At 64.6% G+C, this 23,609-nt stretch carries 15 protein-coding genes; 11 read left to right on the top strand and 4 right to left on the bottom strand.

The features are described from left to right. Nucleotides 1-59 precede the first annotated feature (59 nt). The 7 genes from H8S61_RS10995 to H8S61_RS11025 all read left to right on the top strand — a co-directional run bounded on the left by H8S61_RS10995 (nucleotide 60) and on the right by H8S61_RS11025 (nucleotide 11,434). The gene (locus H8S61_RS10995) at nucleotides 60-2,843 is read left to right on the top strand and encodes a phosphoenolpyruvate carboxylase (protein WP_186939015.1); all 2,784 of its coding nucleotides are present in this window, start codon (nucleotides 60-62) and stop codon (nucleotides 2,841-2,843) included. A 162-nt stretch (nucleotides 2,844-3,005) separates the two neighbouring features. After that, nucleotides 3,006-3,845, top strand: a complete 840-nt coding sequence (gene menB / locus H8S61_RS11000) for a 1,4-dihydroxy-2-naphthoyl-CoA synthase (RefSeq protein WP_186939016.1) — start codon at nucleotides 3,006-3,008, stop codon at nucleotides 3,843-3,845. A 48-nt stretch (nucleotides 3,846-3,893) separates the two neighbouring features. After that, nucleotides 3,894-6,794, top strand: coding sequence for an AMP-binding protein (locus H8S61_RS11005; protein WP_186939017.1), 2,901 nt, complete (start codon nucleotides 3,894-3,896; stop codon nucleotides 6,792-6,794). A gap of 132 nt (nucleotides 6,795-6,926) precedes the next feature. Then, entirely contained in the window at nucleotides 6,927-8,411 is a 1,485-nt protein-coding gene (locus H8S61_RS11010; RefSeq protein WP_160940946.1) for a basic amino acid/polyamine antiporter, read from the top strand. A 260-nt stretch (nucleotides 8,412-8,671) separates the two neighbouring features. Next, complete coding sequence (locus tag H8S61_RS11015; protein WP_186939018.1) at nucleotides 8,672-9,037, top strand: hypothetical protein; 366 nt, start codon at nucleotides 8,672-8,674, stop codon at nucleotides 9,035-9,037. Between the two features lie 436 nt (nucleotides 9,038-9,473). Next, on the top strand, nucleotides 9,474-10,049 hold the full coding sequence (locus H8S61_RS11020) for a xanthine phosphoribosyltransferase (RefSeq protein ID WP_186939019.1): 576 nt from the start codon (nucleotides 9,474-9,476) through the stop codon (nucleotides 10,047-10,049). After that, nucleotides 10,046-11,434, top strand: a complete 1,389-nt coding sequence (locus tag H8S61_RS11025) for a uracil-xanthine permease family protein (protein ID WP_186939020.1) — start codon at nucleotides 10,046-10,048, stop codon at nucleotides 11,432-11,434. The genes H8S61_RS11020 and H8S61_RS11025 overlap by 4 nt, the downstream gene beginning before the upstream one ends. A 223-nt stretch (nucleotides 11,435-11,657) precedes the next feature. On the opposite strand, the gene H8S61_RS11030 is transcribed toward H8S61_RS11025, so the two are convergent. Then, on the bottom strand, nucleotides 11,658-13,139 hold the full coding sequence (locus H8S61_RS11030; protein WP_160940950.1) for a helix-turn-helix transcriptional regulator: 1,482 nt from the start codon (nucleotides 13,137-13,139) through the stop codon (nucleotides 11,658-11,660). 210 nt (nucleotides 13,140-13,349) lie between these two features. Between H8S61_RS11030 and H8S61_RS11035 the strand changes: the two genes are divergently transcribed. The 3 genes from H8S61_RS11035 (at nucleotide 13,350) to H8S61_RS11045 (ending at nucleotide 17,148) form a co-directional block, all read left to right on the top strand. Beyond that, on the top strand, nucleotides 13,350-13,970 hold the full coding sequence (locus tag H8S61_RS11035) for a cytochrome c3 family protein (RefSeq protein WP_186939021.1): 621 nt from the start codon (nucleotides 13,350-13,352) through the stop codon (nucleotides 13,968-13,970). Between the two features lie 90 nt (nucleotides 13,971-14,060). Beyond that, complete coding sequence (locus H8S61_RS11040) at nucleotides 14,061-15,647, top strand: FAD-dependent oxidoreductase (RefSeq protein ID WP_160940952.1); 1,587 nt, start codon at nucleotides 14,061-14,063, stop codon at nucleotides 15,645-15,647. 184 nt (nucleotides 15,648-15,831) lie between these two features. Further along, a complete protein-coding gene (locus tag H8S61_RS11045) occupies nucleotides 15,832-17,148 on the top strand; it encodes a hemolysin family protein (RefSeq protein WP_160940953.1) in 1,317 nt (438 codons plus the stop codon). Here H8S61_RS11045 and H8S61_RS11050 read toward each other — a convergent pair. The 3 genes from H8S61_RS11050 to H8S61_RS11060 form a co-directional block, all read right to left on the bottom strand. Next, nucleotides 17,145-19,046 carry a sensor domain-containing diguanylate cyclase gene (locus H8S61_RS11050; RefSeq protein WP_186939022.1) on the bottom strand — a complete coding sequence of 634 codons (1,902 nt, stop codon included), beginning with the start codon at nucleotides 19,044-19,046 and terminating at the stop codon, nucleotides 17,145-17,147. The genes H8S61_RS11045 and H8S61_RS11050 overlap by 4 nt on opposite strands. Nucleotides 19,047-19,155: 109 nt before the next feature. Further along, the gene (locus H8S61_RS11055) at nucleotides 19,156-19,950 is read right to left on the bottom strand and encodes an amidohydrolase family protein (RefSeq protein WP_154332469.1); all 795 of its coding nucleotides are present in this window, start codon (nucleotides 19,948-19,950) and stop codon (nucleotides 19,156-19,158) included. Nucleotides 19,951-20,139: 189 nt separating this feature from the next. After that, nucleotides 20,140-21,792 (bottom strand): FAD-dependent oxidoreductase, encoded by a 1,653-nt coding sequence (locus H8S61_RS11060; protein WP_186939023.1) that lies wholly within the window; start codon nucleotides 21,790-21,792, stop codon nucleotides 20,140-20,142. 348 nt (nucleotides 21,793-22,140) lie between these two features. Between H8S61_RS11060 and H8S61_RS11065 the strand changes: the two genes are divergently transcribed. Next, nucleotides 22,141-23,592 carry a helix-turn-helix transcriptional regulator gene (locus H8S61_RS11065; RefSeq protein ID WP_186939024.1) on the top strand — a complete coding sequence of 484 codons (1,452 nt, stop codon included), beginning with the start codon at nucleotides 22,141-22,143 and terminating at the stop codon, nucleotides 23,590-23,592. Nucleotides 23,593-23,609 lie beyond the last annotated feature (17 nt).

Genomic DNA, 23,609 nt, shown 5'->3' on the forward strand with positions numbered 1-23,609 from the left:
CCGATGAGCAAGCGCGGGCGCGCGGAAGCGCGCGAGGCGCACAAGGAACAGGAGGCACCATGGCCGATCTCGAAGGCGGAACAACCCTTTCCCTCGACCGTCATCTGGGCGCGTCGGACACCGCCGAGGCGATCAAGTCGTACACGGAGATCGAGATCCCCGAGAGTCTGCGCGACAACCTCATCCTGTTCCTCCGCATGGAGCGCAAGGTGCTCAAGGAGTACGACCCCGCCATCTGCGCCCTCTTCGACCGCTTGTTCAACAGTGTGATCAGGGCGAACGAGGGCAACCCGGGCACCGTCGCGGCGGACGAGCCCACGGACGCCCAGGGCATCCCCACGGCCGACACCGACGGCGCGCGGGCGTTCCGCGAGGCCGTCGAGCTCATCGACGCGCTGCCGGTGGATCAGGCGCAGGTGGTGGTGCGCGCGTTCACGTCGTTCTTCCACCTGGCGAACCTGTCCGAGGAGAACTACCGCGTGGAAACGCTGCGCGAGCTGGAACGCAACGTGTCGATAGAGTCGGCGGTGGACACGTCCAACGAGCTGGTGGTGGCGTACGGCCGCCTGTTGGACGAGGTCGGCCCCGAGCGCACGGCCGAGCTGCTGGGCCGTCTGGAATTCCATCCCGTGTTCACCGCGCATCCCACGGAGGCGCGCCGCAAGGCGGTCGAGGGCAAGATCCGCCGCATCGCCGCGTTGCTGGACGAGCATCCCCGCCTGGGCGGATCCGCCCTCCTGGAGAACGAGCGCCACATGCTGCAGGAGATCGACGCGCTCGTGCGCACCTCGCCCACCGAGCTGAAGAAGCCGACGCCCCTCGAAGAGGCCGATACCATCATCGACATCTTCGACAGCACGTTGTTCGACACGGTGCCGCAGGTGTACCGCCGCTTCGACGACTGGGTGCTGGGCGAGGCCGCCGGCAGCGTGCCGCCCGTGTGCCCGGCGTTCTTCCGCCCGGGCAGCTGGATCGGGTCGGATCGCGACGGCAACCCGAACGTCACCGCGAAGGTGTCGCGCCGGGTGGCGGCGAAGTACTTCGCGCACGTGGTGTCGAAGCTGGCCGAGAAGTGTCGCAGCATCGGGCGCAACCTCACCCTGGAGTCGCGGCACACCGCGCCATCGGACGAGCTCATGAACCTGTGGAGCCAGCTCGTCGAGGTGAGCGAGACGTTGACGGGACGCGTGGCCGACGACCTGGGCTTCGAGCCGCATCGCGCCGTCATGCTGGTGATGGCCGCGCGCCTCGAGGGCACCGTGGCGCGCAACGCCGACATCATGTACCTCACGCCCGAGGACCTGCTGGCCGACCTGCGCACGGTGCAGGACTCGCTCGCGCGCGCCGGCGCCGCGCGCGCCGCGTACGGCCCCGTGCAAACGCTCATCTGGCAGGTGGAGACGTTCGGGTTCCACCTGGTGGAGATGGAGTTTCGCCAGCATTCGCTCGTGCACGAGCGCGCGTTGGACGACATCCGCGCCCACGGCGTGCGCGGCAAGCTCGACCCCATGACGCGCGAGGTGCTCGACACGTTCCGCGCCATCGGCGCCATCCAGAAGCGCTACGGCCAGAAGATGGCACGGCGCTACATCGTGTCCTTCACCAAGAGCGCCCGCCACATGGCGGATGTGTACGAGCTGGCCGAGCTCGCGTTCTCCCACGCGCAGGACGTGCCCGAGCTGGACGTGATCCCCCTGTTCGAGCAGTTGGAGGACCTGGAAAACTGCGTCGCCGTGCTGGACGAGATGCTGCAGCTGCCGCCCGTGCAGCGCCGGCTGGCGCAGACGGGGCGGCGGATGGAGGTCATGCTGGGCTACTCGGATTCCTCGAAGGACGCGGGCCCGGTCACGGCCACGCTCGCGCTGCACTCCGCGCAGGAGCGCATCGCGCGCTGGGCCGAGGAGCGCGGCATCGACGTCGTGCTCATGCACGGTCGCGGCGGCGCGGTGGGTCGCGGGGGCGGTCCGGCCAACCGCGCGGTGCTCGCGCAGCCGAAGAGGTCGGTGAACTGCCGGTTCAAGGTGACCGAGCAGGGCGAGGTCATCTTCGCGCGCTACGGCAACCGCTCGCTTGCGCTGCGCCACATCGAAAGCGTGGCGGCGGCGACGCTCATGAGCTCCGCGCCGTCGGTGGAGCGCGTCAACACCGAGGCTACCGCGCGCTTCGCCGACGCGGCCGCGCGCCTGAACGAGGCTGCGCATCAGCGCTACCTGGACCTGCTGCACACGGACGGTTTCGCGCCGTGGTTCTCCACCGTCACCCCGCTGGCCGAGGTGGGCTTGCTGCCCATCGGCAGCCGTCCCGCCAAACGCGGCCTGGGCGCCCAATCGCTCGACGACCTGCGCACCATCCCGTGGGTGTTCTCGTGGTCGCAGGCGCGCATCAACCTGGCCGCGTGGTACGGCCTGGGCGCTGCGTGCGAGCAGCTGGGCGACCTGGAGCTTTTGCAGCGCGCGTATCGTGAGTGGCCCTTGTTCCGCACGTTCGTCGACAACGTGGAGATGTCCATCGCCAAGACCGACGGGCGCATCGCGAAGATGTACCTGGCGCTGGGCGATCGCGACGATCTGGCCCAGGCGGTGTTCGACGAGATGCAGCTGACGCGCTCGTGGGCGCTGGCCATCGTGGGCGACGAGTGGCCGCTCGAGCACCGTCGCGTGCTGGGCTGCGCCATCCGCGTGCGCAACCCCTACGTGGACGTCCTGTCGCTTGCGCAGGTGCGCGCGCTGCGCGTGATCCGCAGCCAGCAGGAAGAGCTGTCGAACGAGGCCAAGGCCGAGTACCTGGCGCTCATCCTGGCCACGGTGACCGGGGTTTCCGCCGGCTTGCAGAACACGGGGTAGCGCCTGATTCAACCTTTGGCGAAAGTTCCCCTCACTTTTCGGAGAAATTTTGCTATGAGGTGCGAAAACACGCGATACGCGGTACTATAGAAGCATCTAGTTGGAGACCCCCTTCTATACACGGCGCACTCGCTTCGTCGGGCGCGCGACGAAAGGACGGCCATGGGCGACATCGCGTGGCAGGCGGCCAAGGCATACCGCGAGATCATCTACGAAACAGCAGGCGGTATCGCCAAGATCAGCATCAATCGCCCCGAGCGACGCAATGCGTTCACCCCGCTCACCGTCAACGAGCTGTACGACGCCTTCAGCGAGGCGCGCGACGATGCCAGCATCGGCGTCATCATCCTCACCGGCGTCAATCACGGCGGCCGTCACGAGGACGAAGCGTTCTGCTCGGGCGGCGACCAGAAGATCCGCGGCAACGGCGGCTACGTGGGCGAGGACAACATCCCGCGCCTCAACGTGCTGGACCTGCAGCGCCTCATCCGCGTGGTGCCCAAGCCCGTCATCGCCATGGTGAACGGCTACGCCATCGGCGGCGGCCACGTGCTGCACATCCTGTGCGACCTCTCCATCGCGGCCGAGACGGCCAAGTTCGGCCAAACGGGCCCGAAGGTGGGCAGCTTCGACGCGGGGTACGGCGCGGGCTACCTGGCCGATATCGTCGGCCAGAAGAAGGCGCGCGAGATCTGGTACCTCTGCCGCCAGTACTCGGCGGCCGAGGCGCTTGAGATGGGCCTCGTGAACAAGGTGGTGCCGTTCGAGGAGCTGGAGGCGGAATGCGTCGCGTGGGCGCAGGAGATGCTGCAGTTCAGCCCCACGGCGCTGCGCTTCATGAAGGCGTCGTTCAACGCGGCGACGGACGGTCTGGCCGGCATCCAGCAGCTCGCCGGCGACGCGACGTTGCTGTACTACACCACCGACGAGGCGAAAGAGGGCCGCGACGCGTTCAAGGAGAAGCGCGCCCCCGACTTCACCCAGTTCCCCAAGTTTCCCTAGGATCGAAGGTTAGCGAGGGCTCGACCGAAAGGCAGGAATCCGGCAGCGATGATCGGTGCGTTCGAAAGCATGACGCGGCAATGTCCGCAGCGCACGTGCTTCACGTACGTTGACGAGGCAGGCACCGAAACGGCGTACTCGTACCGCGAGGCGCGCATGTTGTCCGCTGCGCTTTCCCGGCTCCTGCTCGATCGCGGCGTGCGGCCGGGCGACTGCGTCGCCGTCGATCTGCCGAATTGCCCGGCGTACGTGCTGCTCATGCTGGCCGCCGCATACGGCGGCTTCGCCCTGGTCACGCTCAACAACCGCCTGACTGACGCCGAGAAGCACAGCCGCCTGCTCGACATCGAGCGCAAGCCCGACGTGTCGCTGGCGTCGCTGCGCATCGACGAGATGAACGTGTCGCGCCTGGTGGACGGCGCGCAGGCGCTGCTGGCGGGCGAGGGGGCCACCGCCGGCCCCGGTTCCAATCGCGCGACGGGGCGCGGCGTGCGCCCCAGCTTCGCCGCCCGCGTCAACGCGGCCTCTGCCGAGGCCCGCACGACGAAGGCGCTCGGCCGCGCCAGCTCGAGCCGCGCATCGCTGCGCCGCCGCAGCGAGATGGCGCAGCAGGATGCGGTGGAGAGCGTCATCCACTTCGCCGAGCACGCTTCCCATGTGTTCGATTTCGATGCCCGCGCGGTGGTCATGTTCACGTCGGGCACCACCGGTCGCGCGAAGGCCGTGTCGCTGACGTGGGGGAACATCTGCTTCGCATCCGAGGCGTCCAACGCGGCGCTCAACCGCCATGGCGAGGGCCTGTGGCAGGCGGTGCTGCCGCTCTACCACATCGGCGGCTTCCAGGTCATCGTGCGCAGCGTGCTGAACTGCTGCCCCTTCGTGCTGTACCGCCGCTTCGACGCGCCGCGCCTGCTGTCCGATGCGGCGAAGAAGGGTGCCACGCATGTGTCGGTGGTCGACAAGATGCTGCAAGACATGCTGGCCGCCGAGAAGCCCGAAACGCTTGCGCGCTACTCCTGCATCCTGCTGGGAGGCGGCGCGCTCAACCCGCAAACGCTCGACCGCGCCCGCCGCGCGGGCGCGCGCGTGTACGCGAGCTACGGCATGACCGAGACGTCGAGCCAGATCGCCCATGCCCAGGTGACGGCCTCGTTTACCGGAGGCCTGCGCCTGCTGCCCGGCTACGAGGCGCACATCGTGGACCCCGGCGACGACGGGTTCGGCCGCCTGGCCGTGAAGGGCCCGGGGCTGTTCGGCGGCTACCTGAACGCGCGCGCGGCCTACACGGTGGACGGCTTCTTCCTGACGGGCGACACCGCGGCGCTGTACGGGGGCAAGCTGTTCGTGAAGGAGCGCACCGAGGACATGTTCGTGTCGGGCGGCGAGAACGTGTACCCGGCCGAGATCAAGGAGAAGCTGCTGCGCGTGGCCGGGGTGGCCGACGCGCACGTGTTCGGCGCGCCCGACCAGCGCTGGGGACGGCGTCCCGTGGCGTTCGTCGAGCGCGAGAAGGCTCCCGCCCCGCGTCAGGCCTCAAGCCCTTATGCGCAGCAGCGGTCGCAGGCCGATCCGCTCGCTGCCATGACGAACCGCCAGATGGCATCCGTCATCCGCGCCAGCCTGGCCCCTCGCTTGTCGAAGCTGTACCTGCCCAAGCACGTGTGCGTGGTCGACGAATTCCCGCGCTCGGGCATCGGCAAGGTCGACCGTGCCGCGCTCGAGCAGCGGTACGACCAACGCATCGAAGTGGTGCGCGTCACGCTGCACCGCATCCGCCTGCCGTTCAAAACGCCCTTCAAGACGGCGAAAACCACACTGACGCATCGCGAGTCGGTCATCGTCGAGGTGACCGACCACGCCGGGCGCACAGGTCTGGGCGAGTGCGTGGCGTTCCCCACCGATTGGTACCTGCCGGAAGTGCTCGACCAGGACGTGCGCGTCCTCCACGACCTGCTGGCGCCGCTCGTGCTGCACGAGGCCTTCCTCCACCCGAGCGAGGCGAGCGCCGCCTTCGCCTCCCTTCCCGAGGCGAAGGCGTTCCCGTTGGCGTGCGGCGCGCTCGAGCCGGCGCTGTGGGACCTGTACGGCAAGATCGTCGGCAAACCGTTGTGGCAGCTCATCGGCGGGACGGCCGATGCCGCGGGCGCGAGCGCAAGCGCGGGCGCGGGCACGCCGGGGGGCGCGAGCGCGTCCGCATCCGTGCCGGCCGGCGCGGTGATCGGCCTGGGCTCCGCAGTGGAGACGGTGGCCGCCGCCCGGCGCTGCGCCGAGGCGGGCTACAAGCGCGTGAAGCTGAAGGTGAAACCGGGAGGCACGCTCGCCTGCGTGCAGGCCGTGCGCGCGGCGCTGCCCGACATGATGATCACGCTCGACGCCAACCAGAGCTTCTCGGAGCGCGAAGCCGAGGAGCTGCGCGGTCTCGATAACCTGAATGTCGCCTGGATCGAGGAGCCTCTCGACCCGCGCCGTCTGCCCGCCGTGGGCCCCACCGACCTGTTCAGCCGCTTGGCTCGGCTGCAGCGCGTGCTGCGCACCCCCATCTGCCTCGACGAATCCATCGTGCGCCCCGACGACCTGTCCCGCGCGCTGGCGCATCCCGAACTGCGCTGCTACGCCCTCAAGCTGGGTAAATGCGGCGGCGTGCAGCCGGGCCTCGACTTCGTGCGCCTGGCGCATACGCGTGGCATCGACGTATGGATGGGCGGTATGTACGACACGGGGGTGTCCAAACGCCTGCACGCCGCATTCGAGACGCTGCACGCGGTGCGCGCGCCCGGCGACATCGGCGACACGGCGCGCTACTTCTCCTGCGACATCACCGATCCGCCCCATACGGCCGAGCGCGGCATGGTGACGCTCAACCGCGAGGGGCACGCCGCCGGCCTGGGGTGCGACCTCAACCGCTCGGCGTTGGAGAACGTGCTGGTGGAGCGCATCGTCATCACCTAGCGCCCGCGCGTGGTTCTGCGGCCGGCGCATTCTGGGATTGCCTTGCATGCAAAATGTTGCATAACGGTGTGACGGAATGCAGCGTTGTGGAGTATCATGCTACCAGTTGTACAACGAGGAAACGGTGATTACATGAGCGAATCCGCATCGCACCATCCGTCCGCGTCTCCGGACATCCCCCAGCCCCAGGGTGGATTGGGTATCTTCCGCCTCGTTACCACGGTTATCACGCTCATCGTCGGCGGTGGCGTGTTCACGCTGGCCGGCGACCAGGCGGCGGGCGGCGCCAGCGGCGCGGCCATCCTCACGGCCTGGGGCATCTCGGGCGTCGGCGTGCTGTGCCTCGTCATGACGTTCTTCGCGCTGTCGCGTATCAAGCCCCAGCTCAAAGGCGGTATCTACAGCTACGCGAACGCTGGGTTCGGCGACTTCCTGGGCTTCAACAGCGCGTGGGGCTACTGGATCAGCGCGCTTCTGTGCACGGTCAGCTTCTCGGCGCTGCTGTTCGGCGCGCTTACGTATTTCTTCCCCATCTTCGGCGGCGGCACGAACCTGCCGTCGGTCATCGGCGCCAGCATCCTCATCTGGTTCTACGTGTTCCTCGTGTCGCGCGGCATCAAAGAGGCGACGGGCGTGAACGCCGTCATCACCATCTCGAAGTTCGTGCCCATCTTCGTGGCCATCACGGCCATCATCTTCCTCCAGAAGTTCGACCTCGGCATCTTTCTCGCGAACATGTCGCAGGGCGCCGAGCCGGGCCTGCCGTTCTTCGACCAGGTCAGCAACACCATGATGATCACCATCTGGGTGTTCGTCGGCATCGAAGGCGCGGTGGCCATTTCCGGCCGCGCGAAGAAGGAGCGCGACGTGGGCAAGGCCACCATCATCGCGTTCGTGTGCGTGCTGAGCATCTACCTCATGGTGAGCGTGCTCAGCATGGGCGTCATGCCGCTGTCCGAGCTGGCTCAGCTGGAGAACCCGGCGCTCGCCGGCGTCATGGAGCACGCGGTGGGGCAGTGGGGCGCCATCCTCATCAACGGCGGCGTGGTGCTGTCGCTGGTCGGCGCGATGCTGGGCTACACGGTGCTGTCGAGCGAGTCTCCCTACGAGGCCGCTGAGCAGGGCGTGTTCATCAAGGCCTTCGCCAAGACGAACAAGAAGGGCGCTCCCATCGTCACGCTCGTGGTGACGAACATCATCATCGAGGTGTTCCTCGTCATCATGCTGTTCTCGGACAGCACGTACCAGTTCTTCTACGCGCTGTCGGCCGGCATGATCCTGCTGCCGTACCTGCTGTCGGCGGCGTACTTCGCGAAGCTCACCTTCACCGAGCCGGGCGCGTTCAAGGGCAAGGTGGGCGGCAGCCTCGTGCTGTGGCGCATCTTCGGCGTCTTCGGCGTGGTGTACAGCTTCTTCTTGGCGTGGGCGTCGGGCTCGGTGGGGCTCACCTTGATGTCGCTGCTGTACGCGCCGGGCATCCTCATGTACATCAAGGGCAAGAAGGAGCGCAACGAGCCGTACCTGAAAAGCACGGTCGACAAAGTGGTGGTGGCCATCATCCTCATCGCCGCCATCGTGTCGCTCGTCCTTCTGTTCACCGGTCAAGTGGTGCTGTAAAGCGGTTCGCGGTTCGCCCGCGCCCGCCCGTCCGCACGCCCGCTTCCGCCTGCTGTCCCAAGGCCGCGCTTGCTGCAAGCGCGGCCTTTCTTGTGCACGTGCCCGTTCGAGCGCTCGCGCACCCGTGTGCCCATGCGCTTCCCGCGCGAATTCAACCCGGTATGCCCCTTCTGCTTGACAAAGCGTCGCGGGGGGGGGGCATTATATGTTGAATACTCATGAAAACAGGTGCGAGCATATTCCGGGAGGACGTGAGAGCGATGGCCGAGACGACAGAGGTGGGCGCGAAATCCGTGGAAGCCGTGGTGCCGGGCGATCCGATCCCGTTCACAGGTCCTTGCAAGAAGCCGCAGGTCAAAACACGCGCGGCCATGGCGGATATCTTGCAGTACCTCTTGGAGCGCACGGCGCCCGGCAGCGCGTACGCGCTCGTCTCGCGCCACGTGCTGCAGCGCGACCTGGGCATCACGCCCGCCCGGTTGCGCAACGTGAAGCTCGCTCTCGCGCGCGCGGGCTACATCCGGGCCGTCGCCTGTTTTCGCGAGGACGGCGGCCAGCGCGAGAGCGCCTACCAGGTTACCGAGCAAGGCCGCGCCTTCCTGCGGAGCTACCGAGAACTTGCGTGACGCTTCGCCGCCAGCTTGGCCCGCGAAGCCTGCGGAACGCGCCTCGGAGGGCGCTGTTTGCATACGATTTCGTCCTGCATGCACAAAAAACGGCGACGTGCGGATTCTCGAAGCCTTTGGAGGATGCAAAGATGTTGGTCTTGCCTGTCCGTGGCGCACGTTTTGGACATGCGTGTTCGTCTGAACTGGTCATTCGCTCGCCGTGTGCGTGGAAGCGTCGCAGGGAGGCGCCGGCGAGTCTCGCACGTCGAGGGTTTTTGTGCAAAAAACGCCGAATCGCATGCACGAGGTTTCGTTGTCCACAGCGAATGTGACAAAGGGGGCCGTCGATCGGCGTCGGGTTGCCCCCTCCCGTTCGGGCGCGCGCTCGGGTACACTGGTCGGTACAACATTCGGCGGGCATCGACGGGTCCGGGGCAGCGGACGGAGGAGCGGCATGGAGCTTTTGGAGGAGCGCATCAGGCGCGACGGGGTGGTGAAGTCGGAAGGCGTCCTCAAAGTGGACAGCTTCCTCAACCACCAGCTGGACATCGATCTGTTCGACGCGATGGGCGAGGAGTTCAGGCGGTTGTTCGCCGACGCCCCCATCACGAAGATCCTCACGATCGAGGCGTCCGGCATCGGCATCGCGTGCGTGGTGGCGCGGCATTTCGGCGTGCCCGTGGTGTTCGCCAAGAAGGCGCAGAGCATCAACCTGGACGGCGAGATGTACACGACGCGCATCGAGTCGTTCACGCACAGCCGCGTGTACGACGTGATCGTGTCCAAGAAGTTCCTCAACGCCGACGACCACGTGCTGATCATCGACGACTTCCTGGCGAACGGGTGCGCGCTCAACGGCCTCATCGAGCTCGTCGACGAGGCGGGCGCCACGGTGGAGGGCATCGGCATCGCCATCGAGAAGGGCTTCCAGCCCGGTGGCGACGACCTGCGGCACCGCGGGTACCGCCTCGAATCGCTCGCCATCGTGGAGGGCATGGACCCCGAGACGGGGGAGATCGCGTTCCGATGAAGTCGTTCGCGCACGAAGAGCTGTTCAAGCTCGACGGCGACATCCCCGTCGTCCGCGCCGTTCCCTACGGCATCCAGCACATCCTCGCCATGTTCGTGGCGAACCTCGCGCCCATCCTCATCGTGGGCACCGCCGCAGGGCTGGCCGACGATCAAGTCGGCATGCTCGTGCAAAGCGCCATGCTCATCGCCGGCATCGGCACCCTCATCCAGCTGTTCCCGCTGTGGCGCATCGGCTCGGGGCTGCCCATCGTCATGGGCATCAGCTTCACGTTCGTCACGGTGCTCACCGGCATCGTGGCCACCTACGGCTACAACGTGGCCATCGGCGCCATCATCGTCGGCGGCATCATCGAGGGCGTGCTGGGCCTGTTCGCGAAGTACTGGCGCCGCATCATCTCGCCCATCGTGGCTGCCGTCGTGGTGACCTCCATCGGGTTCTCGCTGTTGGGCGTGGGCGCGAGCTCGTTCGGCGGCGGCACGGGCGCGCCGGACTTCGGTTCGCCGCAGAACCTGCTGCTGGGCACCGTCTCGCTCGTGTCGTGCCTGGCGTTCCAGGTGCTGGCGAAGGGGAAGACCAAGCAGCTTTCGGTGTTGTTCGGCCTGGTCATCGGCTATGCGTGCGCGGTGGTGATGGGCGCGGTGGACTTCAGCGGCTTCCAGAACCTGCAGCTGTTCGCGCTGCCGCAGCTCATGCCGTTCGCTCCCGAGTTCAACCTGGGCGCCATCGTGTCGGTGACGCTCATCTTCCTCGTGTCGGCCACCGAGACCATCGGCGACACGTCGGCGCTGACCATGGTGGGCCTCAACCGCGAGGTCAAGGAGAAGGAGCTGACGGGCTCCATCGCGTGCGACGGCTTCGTCAGCTCGCTGTCGGCGTGCTTCGGTTGCCTGCCCATCACGTCGTTCTCGCAGAACGTGGGCCTTGTGGCCATGACGAAGGTGGTGAACCGCAAGGCCATCGCCACCGGCGCCGTGATCATGGTGCTGGCCGCGTTCCTGCCGGTGATCAGCGTGGTGTTCGCGTCGCTTCCCGAGGCGGTGCTGGGCGGCTGCACCATCATGATGTTCGGCAACATCATCGTCAGCGGGTTCCAGATGATCGCGCGCGCGGGCTTCTCGCAGCGCAACATCCTCATCGCGGCGCTGTCGCTGGCGGTGGGCATCGGCTTCACGCAGGTGTCCGCGCTGTTCGCGAACTTCCCCGAGCTGGTGCAGAGCGTGTTCGCGCAGAACTGCGTGGCCGTGGTGTTCCTGGTGGCCGTGGTGGCGAACCTCGTGCTGCCGAAGGACGCCGGCGTCGAAGGTGCGACGACCGAGCCTGAGCAGGCATCCGCCGACGCGACGCCGGGCATCGAAGAGGACGGCGACCTGGCTACCGCGTAGCGTGCGGGTTACTTGACTTTCTTGAGGACCGGGGCCTGGGCGACGATGCACAGGCCCAGGATGCCGAGCGCGGCCAAGGGGAGTATCATCTTCAGGGGCTTGCTCATGGGCGCTTCCTTTCGTTGGAGCGGGCAGCTCGCTCCACGATACCCGCCCAACTTTGCAAGAACATTGCAGCCCGCCTGATTCAACCTTACGTTTTTGTCACGTTGCGGGCGACGGGCTAGGTGGCCGATTCCTGCGGAGCGGTCTCCTCGATGAGGTCGAGCAGCTCTTGGCGCGAGTGCACTTTCAACTTCTGGTAAATGTGGCTGGTGTGGGAATTCACGGTGTTCATGGACACGTGGAGCTCGCTTTGGATGCGCGGCGCTGAACGCCCCTTGGCGATGAGCGCCAGCACTTCGGCCTCGCGCTTCGACAGCCGACCTATGCGAACGAGGCGATCGCATGCGTCCCGCATGGAATCGGACGAAGCCGCCTCCCCTTCGGCCTTGAGAAAGAGCGACGAGCTGGAGCGATCGGCGAATACGAACAAATAGGTGGCGATGATCAACAGCCCGAGGGTAACCGAAAGGAGCCCCAGCAGGTCGGGCATGATGGGGGAGAACGAGCGGTACGCGTGATAGGCGCCGAACCCGATGAGCAGGTCGAGCGAGAACGCGATACGCGTCAGCGCGAATACCAGCACGGGAATCGTTCGATACCGATGGCAGAAATTGAACGCGATGATCATGACCATGATCTTGAACAGGAATGCTCCGAAATTCGTGATGCCGTAGAACAGCGTCGTGACGTGCTGCGTGTAGGGCATGAACAGGACGGCTATCATGGCGAGCAAAAACGATGCGCGATACACCAGGGGCATATGATGGATCTGGCTGGTGAGCATCGAAACGAGGACGACCGTGCAGAGCAGCTTCGCAAGCAGCAAGACGAGGTTCAGCCCGCTCGAGTAGAACATCAAGTCGGTGCCTTCCAGGTAAAAATTCCGCATGAACTCGTCAGCGAGGCTGACCGTGAATATGCCGAGGCAGAGAAGGATGAGGGCGCGGCGCTGCTCGGTGCCCTTTTCGGGAAAGGCGGCTTCCGAAACGTAGTCGTCTCGACGCGGTGCGCGCGTGAGCAGCAATCCCGACACCAGCGGAGTGACGCAGGCGATGCCCACCATGACCCACGGGCTGAGTATGGGCGCGAGCGCCACCGCGGTCAGCACGTACATGAACAGGCTGGACACAACCACGCCCAGCACGAAGCCTGCCAAATCGTCGATCTTGCAGAACGCCTGGTACCATCCGACGAACAGCCATCCCGAGGGAATGCCGGTGAGCAGCGCGGCTGCAACCTGCAGCACGACGGCCTCGGTGCTCGAGCCCGCCGAGAAGGGAATGAGCAGCGTGCCGATGCCCGCGCACGCGGCCAACGCCCAAACGGTGCGGTTGTCTTCGAGGAGCCGCTCGCTGCGGCGCGAGAACAGCAAGCAGGGGACGAGGCTGACGACGCAGACCACAAGCGATAGCTCGTACACGAACACCGACGCGTTGTCGGGGAACAGCTGCGGCGCGAAAAAGCAGAGGGAAAGCCACAGTTGGCAGAGCGCATAGCCCACCACCAGAGGGAAATGCACGGAGGCTGCTTCCTCGACGAACCGCGTGACGGTCGACGCGCCGGTTTTCTTTTGCGTTTGGTTCCGAGCGATGTCTTCCATGAGCTCCCCTAACCTCACTAGAAACTGGTGAAAACCGCTGAAATACCTGATAAATAGCCTAGTAGTTCCCCCAGATCGCACGTATTTCAGCCCCTTTCTCCCATAGTTTCACAAGTTTCCTCGGATGACAAGCACCGCGCCCGTGCCATACGCTTTCACCCATCGAAGCCGTGCGGAGGGCATGGCGACAACCGAGGGAAGGGGGTACGCATGGCGAAGATTCGCTCGGCAAATGCCGTAGCGTTGGCGTTGGTCGCTCTTGCGGTTGGCATGGTGTGCGTGGCGGGTTGCTCGCCGCAATCGTCCGATGACGCGGCAGGTTCGAAGCCGCAGGGATCGGATTCGTCCCAAGCTGCAACGCAGACGGGATGGTCGCTCGACATGGAGTGCACCACGTGCCACAGCGTGGAAGGCGGCACGATGGAGGACGGGACGTCTGGCGCAAGCGCTCATGTGCAGCAAGCGCAGGCGACCTGCGCGACCTGCCACACCGACGAGCAGGGGCTGGCCTCGGTGCATGAGGGCAAGACGGCGTCGGATGCCATGCCCAAGAAGCTGAAGAAGACCGCCGTCGAAGCTCAAACGTGCCAGTCTTCGGGGTGCCACGACGAAACGGCCGACGAGATGACGGCGCTGACGGCCGGGTACACCGAGCTGGTGGACACGAAGGGCACGCAGGTCAATCCCCATGAGGTCATGGGGCTGACGGAGGGGCACGCCGACATCACGTGTTCAAACTGCCACAACATGCACGAAGCGGAGGTCGCCGCCGCGGACACGTGTGTGAGCTGCCATCACGCGGGCGTGTACGAGTGCAACACCTGCCACTGAGGTTCGCAGCGCGCGCTGCGTGCTGAAACGATGGGAACAACGCCTCGGGCGCAAGGGACTTGGGGCGCACACAATGGGAAGGGGATCGTCATGGAGCAAACGCGGAGGAGTTTTTTGAAGGGTGCCGGCCTGGTCGCATTGGGAGCCGGGGCGCTGACGGGCGCCGCAGGGCTGACGGGTTGTGCTGCGGCTTCGACGCCGTCGGCGTTCGAGACGAAGCACGAGTGCGACGTGGTTGTGGCCGGCGCCGGCATCGGCGGCCTTGCGGCGGCGGTCAGCGCCGCGGAGCAGGGCGCGAACGTCGTGCTGGTGGAAGCGTCCAAGCACGTGGGCGGCACCAGCCGATTCGCCGCCGGCGCATTCGGACCGCGCTTCGGCGCGGAGTGGGAGGCGGCGTACGCGAAGGCCCCGCTGTCGGACCCGGAGCTGGGCAAGTTCGTCTGCGACAACTGGAGCTCCTACCTTGAGTGGATCGAAGGGCTCGGCATGACCACCGAGGAGCTTGCGGCTGGCAGCCCGTACGTTTGGATGGGCGGCAAACGTCCGACGGAAGAGGGATCGAAGAGCTACACCGACGAATACCTGCAGCAGTTCGGCGAGGTGTTCGCGCAAAAGGGCGGGACCACCCTGCTCGAGACGCGGGCGAAGAAGCTCGTGACCGACGAGGCGGGAACGGTCGTCGGCCTCATTGCCGAGGATGCCGAAGGGGCGTTCGAGATCAAAGCCAAGTCGGTGATTCTGGCGACGGGCGGTTGGCAATGCGACAAGGAGATGTGCACGAAGTACATCGGTCGCCACGCTGATCTGGGCATGGCCCAGTGCGTTCCCTACCTGGACGGTTCGGGCATCAAGATGGGCGTTGAAGTGGGCGCCCAGCTGTCCCGCAGCTTCGGCTCGTTCTACGGCCACCCCCAGCCGTGGCCGATGACGTACCTCGAGGGCGTGGACACCCCCGAAGGCTACGAAGCCGTCGAGAACGTCGACGACGTGCATGTGCTGTATTACGGCACCACGGGCCATTCCATTCAGAGCATGGGCGTGTACGTCAACACCGACGGTGAGCGCTTCGTGAACGAGGGCCTGGGGTCGTCGCTGGTGAACCAGGAGATCATGCAGCAGCACATGGCCCGTGCGTACCTCATCCTCGACGAGGGCGTGCGCGACATCATCCGCGCCACGCCCTTCTGCAACGCCGCGGTCATCGGCGGCGATCGCATCGACCACATGATCGAGCTGGGCATGACGGTGGTGCAGGCCGACTCGCTCGAGGACCTTGGCGCGAAGATCGTGTCGGATACGGCGGACGGCGTCAGCTTCAATGCCGCGAACATGGTGGCCACCGTCAACGCGTACAACGAAGCGGCGGCAGCGGGAACCGCGGCGGCCCTGCCCGTCCCCCATCAGGGCACGGTGCCGGCGACGGCCCTCACCACGCCGCCTTTCTACGCCATTCCCATGGTGGGCGGCATCATGGCGACGTTCGGCGGCCTCAAAATCAACCTCGACACGCAGGTGATCGGCACCGATGCGCTGCCGATCAAGGGCCTGTACGCCGTGCCCGGCGCGGCCGGCGGCATCATGAACGGCGATTACTGGTGCGTGATGAGCGGCTATTCCATCCTCGGCCGTACGGCCGGCCAGGTATCGGCCGCCAGCGCCCAGGAAGCGCAGAAATAACCTTCCCTCCTCCCTTCTTGACGGGGCCGCGCTCTTCGGGCGCGGCCCCGTTCGGTTCGCGTGTGGATTGCTGGCTCCCACTTGTGGAAACCTGCGGGTTTCCGGTAACGGGTGTATGACCGGGTGGGGTAATGCCGTACGATTACATGGTGAATAGTCATATAAAGGAGGACCATCCGCAATTATGCCCATAGCACTCAGTTTGCTGCTCGTTCTGTTCTTCCTGCTCATGAATGCGTTCTTCGTCGCCGCCGAGTTCTCGCTCGTACGCGTGCGCAAGTCGCAAGTCGAGATCCTCGTCGATGAGGGTCGCAAGGGTGCAAAATACACCAAGATCGTGGCCGACAACGTCAACGCGTACCTGTCTGCCTGTCAGCTTGGTATCACCCTCGCATCGCTGGCGCTCGGTTGGTTGGGCGAGCCTGCGGTATCGGCGCTGTTCGAACCGCTGTTCAAGGCGCTCAACGTGCCCGAGGCGGCCACGCACGGCATCTCCATCGTCATCGGTTTCGTCATCATCACGGCGTTGCACATCGTGGTGGGCGAGCTTATCCCGAAGTCGTTGGCCATCTTCTCCACCGAGCGTTACTCGTTGCTTACCGCTACGCCGCTCGTGTGGTTCTACCGCATCACGTACCCCATCATGTGGCTGTTCAACAGCATCACGAACGGCGTCATGAAGATGCTCGGTCACGACGTGGCCAACGAGCACGAGGTGTACACCGACGAGGAGATCAAGCTGCTCATCGACGAGAGCACCGAAAGCGGCCTCATCGATCCTGAGCAGAACGAATACGTGGACAACATCTTCGACCTGGGCGACAAAGACGCCGAGGCCATCATGACGCCGCGTACCGACGTCGTGTGCATCGACCTGGACGATCCGCTGGAGGAGAGCCTCCAGACCGTGCTGCAGTACAAGTACACGCGCTACCCCGTGTGCCGTGGCAGCAAGGACCGCATCGTCGGCTTCGTGCACGTGAAGGACCTCTACACGATGCCCAAGGACGCGACGGTCGACGACCTGCGCATTCGCATGATCCAGGCCGTGCCCGAGAGCGTGCCCATCGCGAAGCTGCTGCAAACGCTGCAGGAGAAGCGCACGAAGATCGCCGTGGTCATCGACGAGCACGGCGGCACGGCCGGCATCGTCACGATGAGCGACATCATGGAGCAGATCGTCGGCCGCATCGACGACGAGTACGCCCACGGCGGCTCGGACGAAGTCGTGCAGCTCGATGACGGCAGCTACCTCATCGACGGCTCGCTGCCCATCGACGAGGTGGGCGAGCTCATCGGCTTCGAGCCCGTCGAGTCCGAGGAGTGCGAGACGGCGGGCGGCCTGCTGCTCACCGTGTTCGATCGCATCCCCGACGAGGGCGATTCCGCCACGGTGGAGGACGGCGACGACAAAGCCACGTTCACCGTGGTCGACATGGACCGCCACCGCATCGACAAGATCCGCGTGGTCGTGGAGAAAGCCGAAAAAGAAGAAGCTTAGGCATCTTTCCGCAGGTCGGAGTGCCAGAAGGCGAAGCCGTTCTTGCCATGGTTCTTCACATGGTACAAGGCGGCGTCGGCCTGCTTGTACAGCATCTCGAACGTGTCGCCCGGCTGCGCCATGGCGACGCCGATGCTGCGATGGAGGGGAACGTCGTTCCGCTCGCCGATGGTCAGGTCGGCGCTTTTCGCCACGAACGACTCGATGACGGTGCGCGCCTGCCCCTCGCCTTCGAGGCCCTTGATGCACACCATGAATTCGTCGCCTCCGATGCGGCCGATGATGTCGGTGTCGCGGAAGTTGCTTTTCAAGCTGGAGGATAGGGTTCTGATCGCCTGGTCTCCCTGCAAATGGCCCAGGGTGTCGTTGATCGTCTTGAGATCGTCGATGTCGACGATGGCAATGGCGAGGTGGCTCGTCCGGTCGGCTTCGTGCTCTTTGAGGGTGTCGGCGATGAGGGCCTCCGTGGCCTCTTTGTCGTACAGCCCTGTCATCGAATCGGTTTGCGCTTCCAGTTGCAGCAGCTCCATGGTGCGCACCGTCTCGTCGATGTTCATGAGCTTGCCCAGCACGCGCGCGATTTCGCCCGACTCGTCCATCACCGAGCTGAGATCCACGGAGTACCAGGTGGGCTTGCCGTCATCGTCGAGGCAGCGAAGCCGGCCTTCAACGTGCTCGTCGTGCGCGTACAGGCTTTTGATGAGGTCGCGGTACACGCCGAGGTCGTCCGGATGCACGCGCCCGCCTTCGACGAAGCACTCGTAGCGGCAGGCGGGGCCGAACTGCTTCACGAAGTTCTCGTTGTGCTCGATGGTCTTTTCGGCCATGTTGATCTCGAACACGATGATGTCCGAATCGCGCGCGATCAGCCGATACTTCTCCTCGGACAGCGCGAGCCGCATCTTCTCGTCCTGAATGCGCAGGTTGTCTTTGCGCAGGCGGTTGCGTTCGCGCGAGAAGATGAGCAGCATGCACAGCAGGCCGCCGGCGAACGTTGCGGTAACCGTGATGTTCATCTGGTTCATGTTCGTGTTGATGAAGGCGTACGCTTCGTCGATGCTGTTTCTGTCGACGGCGGAGAACAGCGTCCATCCATTGTAGCCGAAGGGGATCTGGGTGGTGTAGATCTCCTCCACCCCGTTGTCTGCCAGCGTTGTCAGCGCCTCGTTGTTGCTCATGGCGCTGCGAACGTCTTCGACCGACTTGCCGTCGAGGAAGCTGAAATTCGTTATCTCTTCGAAGATGTTGAGGCCGGTCAGCGCGATGCCGTCTGTCGGCGTGGAGACGATGACGTTGCCCTCTTCGTCGCTCAAGAAGGCGACGTCCTGCGTTTCGAGGTTCCCGTCAAGGAACAGACTGCCGAAGTACTCCGACGTATAGGATCCTCCCAGCACTCCCACGATCTCGCCGTCCGCGGTTGTGATGGGGACGGCCAGCATCACGCACACGTAATTGGCGTCCACGTTCGAGAGGAACGGCTCGGTGACGGTGCGCTCGCCCGCCAGCGCATTGTGGAAGTAGTCGCGGTGGGCCACGTTTCCCGCGACGCCGTCGCTTGTCAGGCTGTCGCCTTGAACGTCGGCAACGGTATAGCGTGCGAAGTTCAAGCTGGTCTGCATGGCGGCGACGACGGTTTCGAAATCGGTGCGATCGCCCGGGTAGGCGGCTCCGAGATACGCTGCGGCCGATTCGAGCGAGGCGAACTGCCCGTCGAGCACCGTTTCGACATAGCGAACCTGCTGTGCGGTTCTGGTCTCCAGCTTGCGGTTGGTTCTCTCTGAAATCTCTTTCGAGGTGTTGTCGACGAAGTAGCCGAACGCAACGAAGAGCGTCGCCGCAATCGCCAGGAAAACGAGTGCAACGAGGCAAATGGTTGTTGTTGACCCCTGTCTTCTCATGAACCCCACCTCGAACGATGCGTGCGAAAATGTCTCACGTGCGTCGAGCTCGCCTCGATTATACAATGGCCTTCGAGGCGTCGGCCTGGAGAAATTGGGATTCTCTCGCTTAGCTCACCTTCACGCCGGCGAAGCGCTCGGCGTTGTGCCACAGCATGTTCTCCAGCTCGTCCTCCGAGAAGCCGGCGGTGACGAACTGGTCGTATTCCGCGGCCGGGCTCCACATGGGGTAGTCCGAGCCGAACATGATGCGGTCGGTGCCCCACATGCGCGCGAGCTCCACCGTGCGGCGCTGCCCCAGGAAGAACTGGGAACTCGAGGCGTCCACGAACAGATTCTCGGCGTTGTGCAGGATGTCGTAGCCCACTTCGTAGCGCGACCAGCAGCCGAAATGCGCCGCATCCACCACGAGGTTGGGGAAGGCCTTCAGCACGTTCATGAGGCGGCGCGGGTGCGAGTAGTCGTAGCGGTAGTCGCCCGTGTGGATGACGATGGGCAGGCGCCCCTCGATCATCTCGTAGACGTTCATGAGCCGCGGGTCGTCCATGTTCACGTGCTGCGTGTCGGGGTGCAGCTTCATGCCCTTGAGGCCCAGGCCGATGGCGCGTTCGATTTCCTTCTCGGGCTCCGGATAGTCCTGGTGCATGGCCATGAAGCCGATGAATTCGGGGTGCAGCCGGCACTGCTCGGCGATGAAGTTGTTGATGGATTCCACGCTGCCCGGGGTCGTGGCCACCGAGTGCACGATGAAGTGCGTGATGGGCGCGTGCTGCTGTGCGGACAGCAGATGCTCCACCGTGCCTTCGCCGAACATGTCGATGAGGTAGAAGTCGCCCACGGCATCGACAGCTTTCGAGGCGATCTTGGTGGGGTAGATGTGGGCATGGGCATCGATGACGGCCATGGGTGCGTGCTCCTTCGAACGGCTTGCGGCTTGCGGGCTGCGGGCAGCGTGCGGCTGCGGGCGGTTCGCGACGTGTTTCGCCTCCGATTGTAGTGCATCCGCCCCGCCCCCGCATTAATCAAAGCCGGGTTCTTGGGGAGAAGGGGCCTCTCGCGAATCGAGAGGCCCCGGATCATCGCTGCGTGTCGCTTAGTTCTCGGCGAGATGCTTGCCCAGCAGGTAGCCGTCGGTGAGAGCCATGCCGTTTGTCGCGCCGCAGATCGGCGTAGTGTACATGTTGGCCGAACGGCGACCGACCATGTTGCCGACGGCATACAAACCGGGAAGGACGTCTCCCGATTCCGTCAACACCTCGAGGTTCTCGTTGCAGACGAGGCCGGAAAGTCCCACGAAGGCGACGCTTCCGCTGGGAGTCGCGTAGAACGGCGGCTCCTCCACCGTGAGGATGCGGTCCGGCGCCACACCGAAATCGACGTCATCGCCTGCTGCGGCCAGCTCGTTCTTTCGGGCGATCGTTTCCGCGAGCGTTGTGGGGTCGACGCCGATCTGCCCCGCGAGCTCCTCGATGGTGTCAGCTTGGTACGTGGCGCTCTTCTTGATGTTCTCCACGTACTCGTCGGTGGCCTCGATGACGCCGTCGAAAGCCATGATGCCGATGCGGTTGATGTCCTCGCCGAACTTGGAGTCGAAAATCTGGAACGCCGTGCTGTTCTCGGGGATGGTGAGCTGGGACGCCATGGCCGGGCCGCCGCTCGTGTTCTCGTTCAGAAAGCGCTTGCCTTCGCTGTTCACCCAGAGGAAAGGACCGGTCAGCGTGCCGCCTCCTGCGCACATGATGGAATGCCCGCGATCCTGCATCTTCGCTCCGGCCCACACGCCCATCTTCTGGCCGTCTCCGGTGTTGAGCGCTTCGGTGGGGGCGTTGTCCATCACCATCGCGTAGCCGTTCCCGTTCTTGCACAGATCGACGGCCCAGGGAAGCAGCTCTGCGACCATGTCGGTGTCTGCGATGAAATCGCCGCTGGCCAGAACCACCCCTTTGGCCGCATTGAGCTTGAGGTAGGTGCCGTCCGCCCGCTGCGCGACCACGCCGGTTACCTTGTCGCCGTCTTTCACGAGCTGGGACGCGGGGGTTTCGTAATACAGCTGGACGCCCGACGCTTCCGCAGCGTCTTTGAGGCAGGCGAGGCCGAAGTCGTTGGCATCGCGGTCGGGTCGCTCGGCGTTGTAGCCGATGCGGACGCCGGGGTACACGCCTTCGTCCAGGAGGTTCGCGTGCGCGTTGTACGTTGCGGACGGCGTTCTTTTGTAGCCATCCGTGGTCGTCAGGTACGACGTCAGGCCGGCTGCTTCCGTTTTGTCCAGGAGCCAGTCCATTGCTTCACCGCTGTTACTCAACCAGCGGCTGATCAGTACGTTGTCCACCGAGTTCTGATTCTCTCGCAGGAAGTCCGTCATGACGTCGGTCATTTTGATGTCCACCCCGTCCTGCTGGTGGAGCCTGCTGTTGATGACGCCGAAATAGGAGCCGCCGTAGCGGCCTTCGGAGAACTTTTCCACCACGGCAACGCTCAGCCCTTGCTCGGCGGCGGAGTTCGCCGCCGACAAGCCGCTGATGCCGGCTCCTACCACCACGACGTCGAAGGCGACGGTTTCGGAGATTTCGGTGTCGGCGATGGCCTCGGGCGCCTCGCGCCACGACGCGCCCTTGTTCGAAGCCTCTTCCGCGTGCGCGCTTTCGTTCGCCGCCTTCGGCGAGCAGGCGGTCAAAGCCCCCAGGGAGCTTATCGCTCCCGCGATGACGGCGCCTTTCAAGAACGTCCTTCTCGATACTTCTTGCATGGTTTCCCTCTTCCTTCGATCGACTTGCTTTTCGTGAACCGCAGTCGCAATCTTATGGAAAACGGGAGGTCAGACCCTCCCACCATACAGGTAATTTGTCGGAGCGAAGGTTACCCAAAAGGGGTAATTCCGTCTCGTGGAAGGGTTTTGCGCGGTCGCGGCAACCATGCTGGGGCTGGCGTTTGCCCGGAACAGGGCGCTTTGGTACCATGAATCCGGTTCTGATGCGCGGTAATGAGAAGCGGCACAGCCGATCGTAGGTGGTCGGTGGCCTGAAAGCGGTCGAATCCGACGATGCTGAAAGGGAGGTGGGCTCCGTTGCCCGCAGCGACCCCGACGAACGACAGGATGCCTTGCGCGCGCATCGTCGGATTCGTCGCCTATTTCGTCCTGTTCATGATCCTCGTCGTCGATATCGAGGACTATCCCCAGCAAACGCTCACGATCGCTTCCGATTTCTCCGATTGGCTGGGAGTGCTGACGACGCAGCCTGTGTATCTTGCGATGGTGCTCGGCGTCGTCTGCTCTCCGCGGAAGCGCACGCGTGTTGCCTGGGCGAGCGTTCTGCTGCTTGTCGCGGGGACGATGCTGCTGTTTCTGGGTACGTTCGTGCTCGAGGGGTCGGCCACGATGCCGTGCCGGTTTGCCGGCCTGTTGCTGCTGGGTTGCGGTATCGCGAGCGGATTCTCCCTGTGGGCCAACGTCTTGGCGGGCTATTCGATCGAGAAATCGGTTCGGCTCATCATCGCCGCGTATTGCGTTTCCGCCCTGGCTCGGCTTGTGTTCAGCATGGTGCGGAGCGAGGTGCTGTTTTGGTCGGTGCTCGCGGTGGCGCTTGTGTGCGCCTCGGCTTCGCTTGTGGCGATCGGGCGCGATCCCGAGGGCGGCGAGGAGCGGTCGCAAACCTCTTTTCTGTCGCGGGACGAGTTGTCCCGGTTCGCGACCGTGATGGCGAAGGACTATTGGCCGCCGTTGGTGTGCTTTCTGATCGCGCTGTTCACCAGCTCCTTGGTGTTCCCGCTTGACTCGCCCTCGTTGAACATCACGGAGCTTGCGGTGTATTCGATGGGGTCGCTCGTCGGGTGCGTTGTTTTGCTGGCGGTGTGGCGACGCACGAACGTCCTGTTCTTCTCGTCGAACATCTTTGCAAAATACGCCATCTTGCTGATCGTGATGCTGTTCTTCCTGCCGTTTTTCGGTATCACGTATCTGATGGTGGCGGTGTTCGTGTGCGGCGCGGTCTCCGCGTGCGCGCTCATCATTCTGCTGACCATATGCATCGAGGTCACCAAGGAGAGGCGGGCGTTCTCGTTCGCCGTGTCGAGCTTCGCGTTCTTCACGTTCGGATTCTGCCTCACGCTGGGCACCGTTGTGAGCATTCTGGCACGAACGCCGGTGAACGGCCAGCCGACCGCGTCTATGATCTCGCTCATCGGGATCGCCTTCATCGCCGTCGTGGCGCTTCTGTCGGCCATCCGGTGGGGCGTTGCGGGCGACGAGCGGAAGGACGACGACGCCGCGCCTGCAGCGAAGCTCGTCAACTATTCGAAGGAGGATCTCCGGACGAATTCCGTTCTCGTCGAGCGGTACAAGCTGTCGGAGCGCGAGATGGACGTGCTCATCCTCATTCTGAGCGCCTATTCGGCATCGCGTATTGCGGAGGCGCTGTTCATCTCGAACAACACGGTGAAAGCTCACACGAAGAATCTTTACAGCAAGCTGGGGGTGCACAGCAAGCAGGAGCTTTTGGATTTGGTCGCGCTCGTGTACGACGAAGGAACCGTCAAACGGGACGCGTGAGCCGCCCCGTGTGCGGC

Origin of the sequence: Eggerthella hominis (assembly GCF_014287365.1) — a bacterium.
In the GTDB taxonomy this organism is placed as follows: Bacteria; Actinomycetota; Coriobacteriia; order Coriobacteriales; family Eggerthellaceae; genus Eggerthella; species Eggerthella guodeyinii.